This window comes from Streptomyces sp. NPDC024555, assembly GCF_055559335.1.
In genome coordinates this window covers 516,856-529,564 of record NZ_JBVHKV010000002.1, presented here as the reverse complement: position 1 = coordinate 529,564, position 12,709 = coordinate 516,856, and the positions used below count along the sequence as shown (strand labels likewise).

The following is a 12,709-nucleotide window of genomic DNA, read 5'->3' as shown; positions in this document are numbered from 1 at the left end:
AGCGGCAAAACATACCGCGTGGCGGTGACGGTGGCGGCGGCGACCGCCGTCGTGGGCGCTCTCGCCCCCACGGCGGCCGCCGATCCGCTGCCGGGCGGGCTCGGCCCCTGTCTCGGCGACGACTGCCCTTCGTCCTGGCAGGACCCCAACAGCGATCCCGTCACCCACCACGACAGCAACATCAACATCTATGTGGGCGGCGACTACCTGGTGCGCGAGGCCGCCGCGGAGGCCGAGGGGAAGATCGTCGCCCTCGGCCGCTTCGACATGACGAAGCGGGAGGGGGCCTCGCAGATCTACAACGTCGGCGTGGCCGGAGTGGGCTCGCGGGTGCCGCCGCCCAACGGCTCCGACTATCTGACCGTGGGCGGCGATCTGACGGTCCAGAGCGGGAAGCGGCTCCTCGCCGAGGAGGGGGAGAACCACGGGGTGGTGCGCCACGCCGGGGACCTCTCCGGGACCGTGATCCCCGACGCGGTCCACGACCCGGACGCCGCCGCGCCGTACACCGCGCTCCGCGGGGAACTGGCCGAGGCCAGCCACTGCTACGCGTACGACGACGACGCCGACCACCGGCGCCCGGCCAACGGCACGGTGGAGCGGGACGGTTCGGACACGTACTTCACCGGAGACGGGACCTCCGCCCTCCAGGTCTTCGCCGTGGACGCCGATGTGACCTCGGCCTCCGGCGGCCAGACGGGCATCGTCTTCCGCGACGTCCCGGACGGGGCGACGGTGCTGGTCAACGTGTACGGGAGCGCGCGCAGCGTCAGTACGTACATGGGCTCGCTGCCCCAGGCCGGACTGCGCGAGCGCCTGATGTGGAACTTCCCCGACGCCACCGAGGTCGGGCTGAAGGGCACCGGGCAGTTCCAGGGCAGCGTGCTGATCGGGCAGCCGTCCAGCATGGCGACCGTCGCCGTCAGCGGGGTCAACGGCCGCTTCTACAGCGCCGGATCGCTCACCCACACCTCGGAGGGGGAGTCCGGCGGACAGGAGTTCCACTCCTACCCCTTCGACGGCGATCTGCCGGACTGCGGCGAGGAGCCCTCCCCCTCGCCGACCCCCACCGACTCGCCGACGCCGACCCCGACGCCCACCCCCACGGACACCCCGACCCCCACCCCGACGCCCACCGACACCCCCGGCCCGTCCCCGTCGCAGACGACCCCCGGCCCCCGGCCCACCCCGACCCGCCCCGCGCCGCCCCACCCCGGCGGCGAACTGCCCGACACGGGAGCGCGCGGCGGTGAATGGGTGATCGGCGGGATCGCCGCCGCCCTGCTGGCCGCCGGAGCGGCGGCCACGGTGATCGCCCGCAGGACGCGCCGGCGCGGCTAGCTTGGGCTCATGGCCGAACTGCTGCACCTGACGGAACGCCCGTTGTGGGAGGCGGCCCGCGGGACCGGGACGTACGAGATGTCCACCCGCGGCCGCACCCTGCGCGACGAGGGCTTCATCCACTGCTCGCTGCCCCATCAGCTCGCCGGGGTGGCCCGCATGCTGTACGGCGCCGGGGACACCGGCGAGGACCTGGTGGTCCTCGTCATCGACCCCGCGCGCCTGTCCGCCCCCGTGCGCCACGAAGCGCTGCGGCCCGGGGGCGAGGAGTTCCCGCACATCTACGGACCGGTTCCCGTCGGGGCGGTCGTGGAGGTGCGCCCCTGGCCGTACGAGGAAGGCGACCCCGTATGAACGACGTTCACCCGTCCGAGCCCGTCACCGAGGGCCCGTTGACCGCCGTCACCGGAGCGAGCGGCGCGCTCGGCGGCCGGGTCGCCGCCCGGCTGGCGCGGGCCGGGGTGCCGGTGCGGCTGCTGGGCCGCGATCCGTCCCGGCTGCCCGAACTGCCGGGCGCCGTCGCCGCGCCGCCCGCCCCCTACGACGACGGCGAGGCGATGCGGCGCGCGCTGGCCGGGGCCCGCACCCTGTTCCTCGTCTCGGCGCACGAGAGCCCGGACCGGGTGCGCGCCCACACGACGGCGGTGGACGCCGCGGTCGCGGCCGGCGTCGAACGGATCGTGTACGTCTCCTTCCTCGGCGCCGCGCCCGACGCCACCTTCACCTTCGCCCGGGACCACTGGGAGACCGAGGCCCGCATCCGGACCTCCGGGGTCCGGTACACCTTCCTGCGCGACAGCTGGTACCTCGCCGGCCTCCCGGCGATGACCGGGGCCGACGGCGTCCTGCGCGGGCCCGGCGGCGACGGCCGGGTGGCCGCGGTGGCCCACGAGGACATCGCCGACGCGGCGACCGCGGTCCTGCTCTCCGACACCGACCCGACCGGCCCGACGCACGACGCCATGACGTACGACCTGACCGGCCCCGAGGCGTTCACCCTCGCCGAGGCCGCGGCGGAACTGAGCCGGGCCAGCGGACGGACCGTCACCTATGTGCCCGAGACCCGGGAGGAGGCGTACGCCTCGCGCGCCGGCTACGGGGCGCCGGACTGGGAGGTGGCCGGCTGGGTGACCTCGTACGAGGCCATCGCGGCGGGGGAGATGGCCACGGTCTCCGACGCCGTGCCGCGCCTCACCGGCCGTCCGGCGACGAGCCTGGCCGCGTATCTGCGCGAGCACCCGGCGAGCTACCGCCATCTGCTGACGCACGACTGACCGCACCCACCACGGGATCCGCCGTCACGGCCGTGCGATCCGGACGGGAACACCATGCGTACGGAAACCCCCTGGGGCCCTTGGGAGCCGATGGCGCTCGACGAGGCGGTGCGGCTGCTCGCCCCGCTCGGCGGGCCGTGGTGGATCGCCGGCGGGTACGCGATCGAGCTGGCCGTGGGCCGGGCCTTCCGGGCCCACGCCGATCTCGACGTCCTGCTGCCGCGGGGGGACCAGCTCGCCGTGCAGCGGATCCTGCCCGGAGCGCAGTGGTGGGCCGCCGATCCGCCCGGCACGCTGCGGCCCTGGCTCCCCGGCGAGATCCTGCCGCCGGGGGTCCACGACATCTGGTGCAGGCCGGGCCCGGACGAGCCGTGGCGGGTGCAGTTCATGCTGGACGACGTGGTGGACGGCGACTGGGTGTACCGCCGTGATCCGCGCATCCGGCTCCCGCTGGACCGGATCGGCCGGGTCACCGCCGACGGGATCCCCCACCTCGCGCCCGAGGTCCAGCTCCTCTACAAGTCCCGGTCGCCCCGGCCCAAGGACGAGCGGGACTTCGAGGAGGCGCTCGCCGTGCTGGACGAGGACCGCCGCTCCTGGCTGACCGAGACGATCACGCTGGCCGAGGGGGCCGGCCACCCCTGGGCGGCCCAGCTGCGCGCCCCGGCCACGGGCTGACCGCGGTCCGCCGGGCGCCTCACCGTACGTACGCGCCGGCTTCGGCGGCGGCGGCGGCCGCGGTGGCGGCCCGGTCGGCGGCGGCCTCGTCGAGCGGGTCGCCGCTGGCCAGCAGGCGGTAGTAGAGCGGGGCCGAGACGGCGCGGATCACCTCGTGGGGGTCGGTGCCGGCGGGCAGCTCGCCGCGTTCGACGGCGTCGGTGACGCAGCCGGACCACTCCTCGATGCGGATCGCGTAGAAGCGGTGGAGGGCCTGCGCCGTGCGGTCGTCGCAGGTCGCGGCGGCGATCACCGAGCGGAACAGGGCGCCCTGGCGCGGATCGGCGAGCGTGTCGAGCACCAGACGGGCGTTGGCCCGCAGGTCCCCGGCGAGGGAGCCGGTCCGGGCGCGCGGGACGGACTCCTCGGCCATGGCGTCCAGCAGGTCCGCGATCAGACCGGTGGGGGTGGACCAGCGCCGGTAGACCGTCGTCTTGCCGACCTCGGCGCGGCGCGCGACATCGGCGAGGTCGAGCCGGTCGAAGCCCTGCTCGGCCAGGGCGTCACCGGCCGCACGCAGGACGGACTCGCGCACCCGGGCGGTCCGGCCGCCGGGCCGGACCGTACCGGGCTCGCCCTCCGCGCTCCGCGCGCTCTCCACACCCTTCGACGTCATAACGGGTCTCCAGTTCCATTAGTGCCACGTCTTCTGCTACGGTCGCCCCATCTTAACGGAACCACGGAACCATTAAGACTTCCGTTCGAGGAACGTCCGAGGAGGACGACCATGTCCGCACCCAGCCACGCCACGCAACGCGACACGGGCACCGCCCCCGCCGCCGCCCGCGCCACCGCACCGGCGCCGCCCCGTATGACGGGCCGGCAGCGGCTCGTCCTCACCCTGCTCCTCGGCGCCCAGTTCATGATCGCCGTGGACTTCTCCATCCTGAACGTGGCACTGCCGGTCGTCGGCGAAGGACTCGGCTTCTCCCTGGCGAACCTCCAGTGGATCGCCACCGCCTTCGCCCTGGCCGCCGCCGGATTCACCCTGCTCTTCGGGCGGATCGCCGACCTCGTGGGCCGCAAACGCCTCTTCGTCGGCGGCATGGTCGTCCTCGGACTCGCCTCCGCGCTCGGCGGACTGGCGACCACACCCGAGGTGCTGCTCACCGCCCGGGTCCTCCAGGGACTGGCCACCGCCGCCGTCACCCCGGCCGGACTCGCCCTGCTGACGACGGCGTTCAAGGAGGGCCCGCTGCGCGAGCGCGCCCTCGGCCTCAACGGCGCGCTCATGTCCGCCGGCTTCACCGCGGGCGCCGTCCTCGGCGGGCTCCTCACCGATCTGCTCTCCTGGCGCTGGGCCTTCTTCGTCAACGTCCCCGTCGCCGCGCTCGTCGTCGCCCTGGCCCCGTCCGTCCTCACCGACTCCCGCCCCGCGACCCGGCCCCGGCTCGACATCCCCGGCGCCACGACCGTCACCGGCGGTCTGCTGCTCCTCGTCTACGGGCTGACCCGGGCGGGCGAGAGCGGCTGGACCACCCCCGTCACACTCGCCGCACTCCTCGCCGGGGCCGTGCTCCTCGTCGCCTTCCTGTTCATCGAGCGCCGGGCGGCCGCCCCGCTCGTCCCCGTCCGCATCCTCCGCCGCCGCAGCGTCATCTGGGGCAACACCACCGGCCTGATCGCGTTCGTCACCGAGACCTCGCTGGTCTTCCTGCTGACCCTCTACCTCCAGAAGGTCCTCGGCTACACCCCGCTCGCCACCGGACTCGCCTTCGGCGTCCTCGGCCTCGGCACGGTCACCGGCGGCACCCTCGCCGGCCGGGTCGTCGGCCGCCTCGGCACCCGCGCGACCATCGTCACCGGCGGAGCGGTCCAGGCCGCGGCCACCCTCGCACTCGTCGCCCTCGGAACCTCCGGCGCCTGGATCTGGCTGCTGCTCGCGGCCACCTTCGTCGGCGGCGTCGGCAACATGCTGATGATCGTCGGCTTCATGGTCACCGCCACCTCCGGACTCCCCGACGAGGAACAGGGCCTGGCCACCGGCCTCGCCACGATGACCCAGCAGGTCGGCATCACCCTGGGCATCCCCGTCATGAGCGCCGTCGTCACCGCCCGGATGGCCGGACTCGACGCCACCGGCCCGCATGCCGTCCTCTCCGGTGTCACCGTCGCCGTCCTGGTCAACGCGGGCCTCGTCCTGGCGGGCGCCCTGCTCGCCGGAGCGTTCCTCCGCCCCCGCGCGGCCGGGAAGTGACCCCCGCCACCACCCGCACCGCAGCCGGCCTTGACCGGCCCGTTCACCGCGAACGGGCCGGCCCCGCCGCGTACGCACCGGGTTCCGCATACGCCCCCGCAACACCCCATGCCCTGCGATGGACGTATGAACGACACGCTCTCCCCGTCCGCGCCGCCCGGCCGGACCCACCGGACGGTGCTCCTCGTCCTGGCCGTCCTCGGCACGGCCGGCGCGGCCCTCGTCCTGCGCGGACCGCTGATGATGGTCGCCCCGCGCTGCTTCTCCGGGAACGGGTACGCCTGCTACGGCACCTTCAACGGCGTGGTGCTCCTGACCCTGCTCGCCCTGCCGCTCTCCGCGCTCCTCGTGTGGGCCCTGGCGCACCGGCGGCGGCGCGCGGGGGAGACGGCACCCTGGCGGACCTCGGTGGCCGAGGTGGCGATGGTCCACGGCACGGTCCCGTTCGTCTGGATGACGATGATGCCGGGATCCGCCCCCGGGGTCGCGCCCGCGCGCGTCAGCCTGGTCCCCCTGCGGGACCTCGTCACGATGGGCCCGTTCGGCATCATCGGCAATCTGCTCGTCCTCGCGGCGGTGGGGGCCTTCGCCCCGGTCCGGTACGCCGCCGTCGCCACGCTGCCGCGCGTCCTCGCCCTGGGGGCGGGCTGCTCGGCGCTGATCGAGACCGCGCAGTACGTGTTCCGGCTGGACCGGGTCTCCTCCGTGGACGACATCCTGGTCAACGCTGCCGGGGCCGCCCTGGCCGGACTGGTCTCGCGCCCCTGGTGGGCCGCCCGGCCGAAGGCCCCCGCACGGACATCCCCGTATATCCCGGACGCGGCCTAGGCTTCCGGCATGCGCGTACTGATCGTGGAGGACGAGCCGTACCTGGCCGAGGCGGTACGGGACGGGCTGCGGCTGGAGGCGATCGCCTCGGACATCGCGGGCGACGGGGACACCGCTCTGGAACTGCTGTCCGTCCACACCTACGACGCCGCGATCCTCGACCGCGACATCCCGGGACCCTCCGGCGACGAGGTGGCCCGGCACATCGTCGCCTCCGGGAGCGGCACCCCGATCCTCATGCTGACCGCCGCCGACCGGATCGACGACAAGGCCACCGGCTTCGGACTGGGCGCCGACGACTATCTGACGAAACCGTTCGACCTGCGCGAACTCGTCCTGCGGCTGCGCGCGCTCGACCGCAGACGCGCGCACCCCCGCCCCCCGGTCCGCGAACTGGCCGGACTGCGCCTGGACCCCTTCCGCCGCGAGGTCCTCCGCGACGGGAACCACGTCGCCCTCACCCGCAAGCAGTTCGCCGTCCTGGAGGTGCTGCTCGCGGCCGAGGGCGGGGTGGTCAGCGCCGAGGACCTGCTGGCCCGCGCCTGGGACGAGAACGCCGACCCGTTCACCAACGCCGTCCGCATCACCGTCTCCGCCCTGCGCAAGCGGCTCGGCGAACCCTGGGTCATCGCGACGGTGCCGGGGGTCGGCTACCGGATCGAGGCCCGTCCGGAGCCCGGAACGGACCCGTCGGACCATGCGTAGGGCACCGGGCGGCCGCCGCCCCGCCGACCGGGCGTCCGGCCCGAGCGTCCGTCTGAAACTCACCCTCAGCTACGCCGGATTCCTCATGCTGGCGGGGACCCTGCTGCTCGCGGCGGTGTGGCTGTTCCTCCTGCGGTACGTCCCCGAGCGGGCCCTGCTCGTCACCGACGGCGCGCCGGTGCACGGGGTGTTCCCCGTACGCTCCAACCTCCTGCGGGTCTTCGCCCCCAGGGCCGCCGCCGTGCTGGTGTTCCTGCTGGTCCTGGGGCTGGCGGGCGGCTGGATCCTGGCCGGGCGGATGCTGGCGCCGCTCGCCGCGATCACGGACGCGGCCCGGACCGCGGGCACCGGGACCCTCTCGCACCGGATCGGGATGACGGGCCGCCGGGACGAGTTCCGGGAGCTGGCGGACGCCTTCGACTCGATGCTCGGACAGCTGGAGTCCCACGTCGACGAGCAGCGGCGCTTCGCCGCGAACGCCTCGCACGAACTGCGCACCCCGCTGGCCATCTCGCGGACCCTGCTGGACGTCGCCCGCAAGGATCCGGGCCGCGACCGGGACGCACTCCTCGACCGGCTGGACGCGGTCAACACCCGGGCGATCGACCTCACGGAGGCGCTGCTGCTGCTCAGCCGCAGCGACCGGGGCCTCGCCGCTCCCGAACCGGCCGACCTCTCGCTCCTGGCCGAGGAGGCCGCCGAGACCCTGCTGCCCCTGGCCGAAGCGCGCGGTCACGCGCTGGACGTGACCGGGGGAGCGGCCCCGGTGACCGGCTCCCCCGAGCTGCTGCTGCGGATGGTGACCAACCTGGTCCAGAACGCCCTGGTCCACAACCTCCCCGACCACGGCACGGTGACCGTCCGCACCGGTACCGACGGCGGGACGAGCGTGCTCCGCGTCGAGAACACCGGCCCCGTGCTCCCGCCCGGACCGGTCCACACGCTCGTCGAACCCTTCCAGCGCGGCACGGAACGCACCCGCACCGACGAGCACGCGGGCGTGGGGCTCGGACTCGCCCTCGTCGACAGCGTCGTTCGCGCCCACTCCGGCACCCTGTCCCTCACCCCGCGCCCGGCCGGCGGACTCGTCGTGACGGTCCGGCTGCCGGGCGCGGGCGGCTGACGCCGGAGGGCTCAGCCGGTGGGGCCGGCCGGGGGAAGGGTGGGCAGGTAGCGGGGGGCCCGGCGGCCGTCCAGCCGGTGTTCCACCGCCGCGCCCAGGGAGAGCAGTTCGGTGTCCTGGTGGCGGCCGGCCATCAGGAGCAGCCCGACCGGCAGTTCACCGACGAAGCCGGCGGGCACCGACAGCGAGGGGTAGCCGGAGACGGCGGCGGGGGTGGACGACGGGATCACGTCGTTGTCGCCCCGGGCGCAGTCGGTGGTCCAGGCGGGCGGGTTCGCCGGGGAGGCGATCGCGTCCAGCCGGTGCTCGGCCATGACCTCGTCGATGGAGCGCCGGGAGAGGTCCGCCAGCTCGGCGCGCATCGCCACGTACGCCGGATCGGTGGTGGGCGGCGCGACGAGCGCCTGCTCGAAGAGCTCCTGCCCGGCGAAGCAGCTCTGCTCCTGCGGGTGGGTGCGGTTGAACTCGATCAGCCCGGCCAGATCGCGCGGCCCCTCGCGGGTGGCGAGGTAGGCGTCGATGTCCCGGTGGAACTCGCTGAGCAGCGCCGGGAATTCGAGTTCGGCCAGACGGTCCTGGTAGGGCAGGTCCACCTCGACGACCGTCGCGCCCGAGGCCCGCAGCCGCTCGGCGGTGCGCGTCATGAGGGCGTCCACCTCGGCCCCGAGGACGGGCAGCCGCCACAGGCCGATCCGCTTGCCGCGCAGGGCGCCGGGCCGGGCCGCCGCCTCGGCGAGGTCCGGGGCGTTCGCGGCGCGTACGGTGTCGCCGCCGATGACCGACAGGGTGAGCGCGGTGTCGATGACGTTCCGTGCCATGGGCCCGGCCGTGTCCTGTTCGGCGGAGATCGGTACGACGCCCGACTGGCTGACGACGCCGAGGCTCGGCTTGAGCCCGACGACGGCGTTCATCCCGGCGGGGCAGACGATGGAGCCGTCCGTCTCGGTGCCGATCGCCACCTGGGCCAGCGACGCGGCGAGCGCGGCGGCCGAACCGGCGGACGATCCGCAGGGGTTGCGGTCCAGGACGTACGGGTTGTGGGTCTGGCCGCCCACCGCCGACCAGCCCGAGGTCGGCCTCGCCCCGCGGAAGTTGGCCCACTCGGAGAGGTTGGCCTTGCCGAGGATGACCGCGCCGCCCGCCCGCAGTTTGGCGACGAGCTCCGCGTCGGCCGCCGGAGGCTTGCCGGCGAGCGCCAGGGAGCCCGCGGTCGTCGGCAGGTCGCGGGTGTTCACGTTGTCCTTCAGCAGGACGGGGATGCCGTCCAGCGGGCCGCGGGTCCTGCCTAGCCGGTGCCTGAGATCGCTGGCCACCGCCTGCTTCAGGGCCGTCGGACTGGTGCGCAGGACCGCGTTGATTCTCGGGTCCACGGCCTTGATGCGCCGCAGGTACGCGAGGGTCAGCCGGACCGAGGAGAGGGAACCGCGGTCCATCCGGGCCTGCAGTTCGGGAATGGTCACCGTGTCGAGGTCGATGCCGCCGACCAGCGTCGATTCGGCGGATCGCGCCGAGCCGCCGGGGCGGGACTGGGCGGCCGCCGGGGAGCCGGGCGCCGCCGCGACCAACGGGGCCACGACCAGGATCGCGGTCAGGGCCGCCATGCTTCTCGTTTTCATGGCGCACACCCCACTACATGGGGGCCGTACGGCACAAGAGGTACCGGCGCGTCGTCGCGCCGTGCTTCCGGATGCCTCAACTCCGCCCGTTGCAAGGGGTGTTCGCGCCGCAGGTCGGGGCCCGTGCGCCCGTTCCGAGGGGCGCGGAGGGCCGTGCGAGGCCCCTTGACGGCCCCCGCTCCTTCGCTAAGGTCTAGACCTGCAAGCGTCGGTCTAGACCTTCGCATGTGGGGTTGCCTCATCGGCAACGTCGTACGTTCCCCCGGGCGGACCCGACGTGTACCGAAGGGAAATTGATGTCATGCGCATGAAGAAGATCTGGGCCGCGGCCCTGGGCGCCCTGGTCGCCCCCGCAGTGGCCCTGAGCCTCCCCGCCCCCTCCGCGAGCGCCCACGGCTGGGTGGTCTCCCCGGCCAGCCGGCAGGACCAGTGCGCCAACGGCGTGGTCAAGTGCGGCCAGATCAAGTGGGAGCCGGCCAGCGTCGAGGGCCCGAAGGGGCTGCGCACGTGCAGCGGCGGCGACGCCCGCTGGGCCGACCTGAACGACGACAGCAAGGGCTGGCGCGTCACCCCGGTCGGTACCACCGAGACCCTGACGTGGACCATCGAGGCGCGGCACGCCACCAGCAACTGGCAGTACTTCATCGGCGACACGAAGATCGCCCAGTTCAACGACGGGGGCCGCATCCCCGCCGCCTCGGTCAGCCACCAGCTGAACTTCGGCGGGTTCACCGGCCGGCAGAAGATCCTCGCCGTCTGGAACATCGCGGACACCGCCAACGCGTTCTACGCCTGCATCGACGTCAACATCGGCGGTGGCGGCGACGGCGGTACGGGCGGCGGCGACGGCGGCACCGGAGGCGGTGACGGCGGAACGGGCGGCGGCGACGGCGGAACGGGCGGCGGCGACGGCGGCACCGGGGGCGGCGGTGAGGAGCCGGGCACCTGCACGGCCGGGGCCTGGGGCGCCGGCACCGTCTACAACGGCGGCGAGACCGTCTCCCACAACGGCCACACCTGGCGGGCCAAGTGGTGGGTGACGGGCGAGGAGCCCGGCACCACCGGCGACTGGGGCGTCTGGGAGGACCTCGGCGCCTGCTGATCCCGTACCACCGGGCACGACCACCCGAATCGAGCACAACCGGCCGGCGCGGCCTTCCGACGAGCCCGCGCCGGCCGCTGCGCACACGCCCGCACCCCCGGCCTCTGCGCGCACCCCCACTCGCCACCCCCTCCTCCCCCCCCCGCATCGGATCTCCTCCACCCCACCGGGAGACAGCGTGAGAACGCGATACCGCCATCGTCTGCTCGCCTGCGCCACCGCCGCCCTGCTGGGCGGCGCCGGCGCACTGATGACCCCCACCCCCGCCCAGGCGGCCAACCTGCTGACCAACCCGGGCTTCGAGACCGGCACCCTCGGCGGCTGGAGCTGCTCGGGAAGCACGGGCTCCGTCGTGAGCACGCCCGTGCACGGCGGCACCCGCGCCCTGGCCGGCGCCGCGAGCGCCTCGGACACCGCGCGGTGCGCCCAGACCGTGTCCGTACAGCCGAACACGCAGTACTCCCTCTCGGCCTGGGTGCGCGGCTCGTACACGTACCTCGGCGTCACGGGCGGTACGTCCACCTGGACGGGCTCCGCCGCCGACTGGAAGCAGCTGACGGTCTCCTTCACGACCGGGGCCTCGCAGCAGAGCGCGGAGATCTACCTCCACGGCTGGTACGGGCAGGGCACGTACTACGCGGACGACATCAGCCTCGACGGTCCCGGCGGCACCGGCGACACGCAGGCCCCCTCGGCCCCGGGTGCCCCGCACGCCACCGGCACCACCGCCACCAGCGTCTCGCTCGCGTGGAGCGCCGCCACCGACAACGTCGGCGTCACCGGATACGACGTCTACCGCGACGGCACCCTCGCGACCTCGGTGACGGGGACCACGGCGACGGTCGGCGGGCTCGCGCCCAGTACCGCGTACCGCTTCACCGTCCGGGCGAAGGACCGCGCGGGCAATGTGTCGCCCGACTCGGCGGCCGTCACCGTGACGACCGGTGAGGGCGGGGGCGGCGGCGACCGCTTCGTCCAGGCCGCCCCGTACCTCTACCTCGGCTGGGGCAATCCGCCGAGCCCCACCGAGGTCATGCAGGCCACCGGCATCAAGTGGTACACCATGGCCTTCGTCCTCGCGCAGAACGGCTGCAACCCCGCCTGGGACAGCCAGCGGCCCCTGACCGGCGGCTCCGACGAGGCCGCGATCAAGGCCATCCGCGCGGCCGGCGGCGATATCGTCCCCTCCATCGGCGGCTGGAGCGGAAACAAGCTCGGCCCCAACTGCTCCACCACCGAGGCACTGGCCGGCGCCTATCAGAAGGTCATCGACGCCTATGACCTCAAGGCCATCGACATCGACATCGAGAACACCGACGAGTTCGAGAACGCGGCCGTCCAGGACCGCATCCTCGGCGCCCTGAAGACCGTCAAGCAGAACAACCCCGGCCTTCGCACCATCGTCACCATCCCCACCCTCAACACCGGCCCCAACTCCTGGGGCAACCGCCTCATCGAACGCGCCCAGGCCCTCGGCGCCGACATCGACAACTTCACGATCATGCCGTTCAACTTCGGCGGCCAGGCCGATATGTACGGCAACACCGTCAAGGCCACCGAAGGCCTCAAGGCCAAGCTCGTCTCCACCTTCGGCTGGACCGACGAGCAGGCCTACCACCACATCGGCATCTCCGGCATGAACGACTCCAGCGACGCCGGTGAGGTCACCACCGCCCAGATCTGGACCCAGATCCGCGACTGGGCCAACGCCCACGACCTCGGCCGGCTCGCCTTCTGGGCCGTCAACCGGGACCGCCCGGCCTGGCAGTTCACCTCCATCACGGCAGGGTTCACCGGGTGACCCGC

The 12,709-nt window shown here is 73.9% G+C and carries 12 protein-coding genes; 10 read left to right on the top strand and 2 right to left on the bottom strand.

Translation table 11 applies throughout. From position 1 onward, the window contains the following. Positions 1 to 18 precede the first annotated feature (18 nt). Genes ACZ4FH_RS04950 through ACZ4FH_RS04935 form a run of 4 tightly spaced genes read left to right on the top strand, consistent with a single transcriptional unit; the run spans position 19 to position 3,293 of the window. Positions 19 to 1,341, top strand: coding sequence for a choice-of-anchor A family protein (locus ACZ4FH_RS04950; protein WP_467302291.1), 1,323 nt, complete (start codon positions 19 to 21; stop codon positions 1,339 to 1,341). 9 nt (positions 1,342 to 1,350) lie between these two features. Next, a complete protein-coding gene (locus ACZ4FH_RS04945; RefSeq protein ID WP_383634874.1) occupies positions 1,351 to 1,695 on the top strand; it encodes a DUF952 domain-containing protein in 345 nt (114 codons plus the stop codon). Beyond that, positions 1,692 to 2,615, top strand: a complete 924-nt coding sequence (locus ACZ4FH_RS04940) for an SDR family oxidoreductase (RefSeq protein WP_467302290.1) — start codon at positions 1,692 to 1,694, stop codon at positions 2,613 to 2,615. Before ACZ4FH_RS04945 ends, ACZ4FH_RS04940 begins: the two co-directional genes overlap by 4 nt. A gap of 54 nt (positions 2,616 to 2,669) precedes the next feature. Continuing rightward, positions 2,670 to 3,293 (top strand): nucleotidyltransferase domain-containing protein, encoded by a 624-nt coding sequence (locus ACZ4FH_RS04935; RefSeq protein WP_467302289.1) that lies wholly within the window; start codon positions 2,670 to 2,672, stop codon positions 3,291 to 3,293. Positions 3,294 to 3,312: 19 nt separating this feature from the next. Here the strand turns inward: ACZ4FH_RS04935 and ACZ4FH_RS04930 are convergent, their stop codons facing one another. Then, complete coding sequence (locus tag ACZ4FH_RS04930; RefSeq protein WP_467302288.1) at positions 3,313 to 3,948, bottom strand: TetR/AcrR family transcriptional regulator; 636 nt, start codon at positions 3,946 to 3,948, stop codon at positions 3,313 to 3,315. 111 nt (positions 3,949 to 4,059) lie between these two features. On the opposite strand from ACZ4FH_RS04930, the gene ACZ4FH_RS04925 reads away from it, so the two are divergent. From ACZ4FH_RS04925 to ACZ4FH_RS04910, 4 genes are all read left to right on the top strand, one after another. Next, the gene (locus tag ACZ4FH_RS04925) at positions 4,060 to 5,529 is read left to right on the top strand and encodes an MFS transporter (protein WP_467302287.1); all 1,470 of its coding nucleotides are present in this window, start codon (positions 4,060 to 4,062) and stop codon (positions 5,527 to 5,529) included. 126 nt (positions 5,530 to 5,655) lie between these two features. Then, positions 5,656 to 6,357 (top strand): VanZ family protein, encoded by a 702-nt coding sequence (locus ACZ4FH_RS04920; RefSeq protein ID WP_467302286.1) that lies wholly within the window; start codon positions 5,656 to 5,658, stop codon positions 6,355 to 6,357. Positions 6,358 to 6,366: 9 nt separating this feature from the next. Then, entirely contained in the window at positions 6,367 to 7,062 is a 696-nt protein-coding gene (locus ACZ4FH_RS04915; RefSeq protein ID WP_467302284.1) for a response regulator transcription factor, read from the top strand. Then, the gene (locus tag ACZ4FH_RS04910) at positions 7,055 to 8,185 is read left to right on the top strand and encodes a sensor histidine kinase (RefSeq protein ID WP_467302282.1); all 1,131 of its coding nucleotides are present in this window, start codon (positions 7,055 to 7,057) and stop codon (positions 8,183 to 8,185) included. Before ACZ4FH_RS04915 ends, ACZ4FH_RS04910 begins: the two co-directional genes overlap by 8 nt. An 11-nt stretch (positions 8,186 to 8,196) precedes the next feature. On the opposite strand, the gene ACZ4FH_RS04905 is transcribed toward ACZ4FH_RS04910, so the two are convergent. Beyond that, the gene (locus ACZ4FH_RS04905; protein ID WP_467302281.1) at positions 8,197 to 9,801 is read right to left on the bottom strand and encodes an amidase family protein; all 1,605 of its coding nucleotides are present in this window, start codon (positions 9,799 to 9,801) and stop codon (positions 8,197 to 8,199) included. Between the two features lie 301 nt (positions 9,802 to 10,102). Between ACZ4FH_RS04905 and ACZ4FH_RS04900 the strand changes: the two genes are divergently transcribed. Together ACZ4FH_RS04900 and ACZ4FH_RS04895 are read left to right on the top strand one after the other, a co-directional pair. Beyond that, the gene (locus ACZ4FH_RS04900; RefSeq protein WP_467302279.1) at positions 10,103 to 10,903 is read left to right on the top strand and encodes a lytic polysaccharide monooxygenase; all 801 of its coding nucleotides are present in this window, start codon (positions 10,103 to 10,105) and stop codon (positions 10,901 to 10,903) included. 178 nt (positions 10,904 to 11,081) lie between these two features. Beyond that, positions 11,082 to 12,704 (top strand): carbohydrate binding domain-containing protein, encoded by a 1,623-nt coding sequence (locus tag ACZ4FH_RS04895; RefSeq protein WP_467302277.1) that lies wholly within the window; start codon positions 11,082 to 11,084, stop codon positions 12,702 to 12,704. Positions 12,705 to 12,709 lie beyond the last annotated feature (5 nt).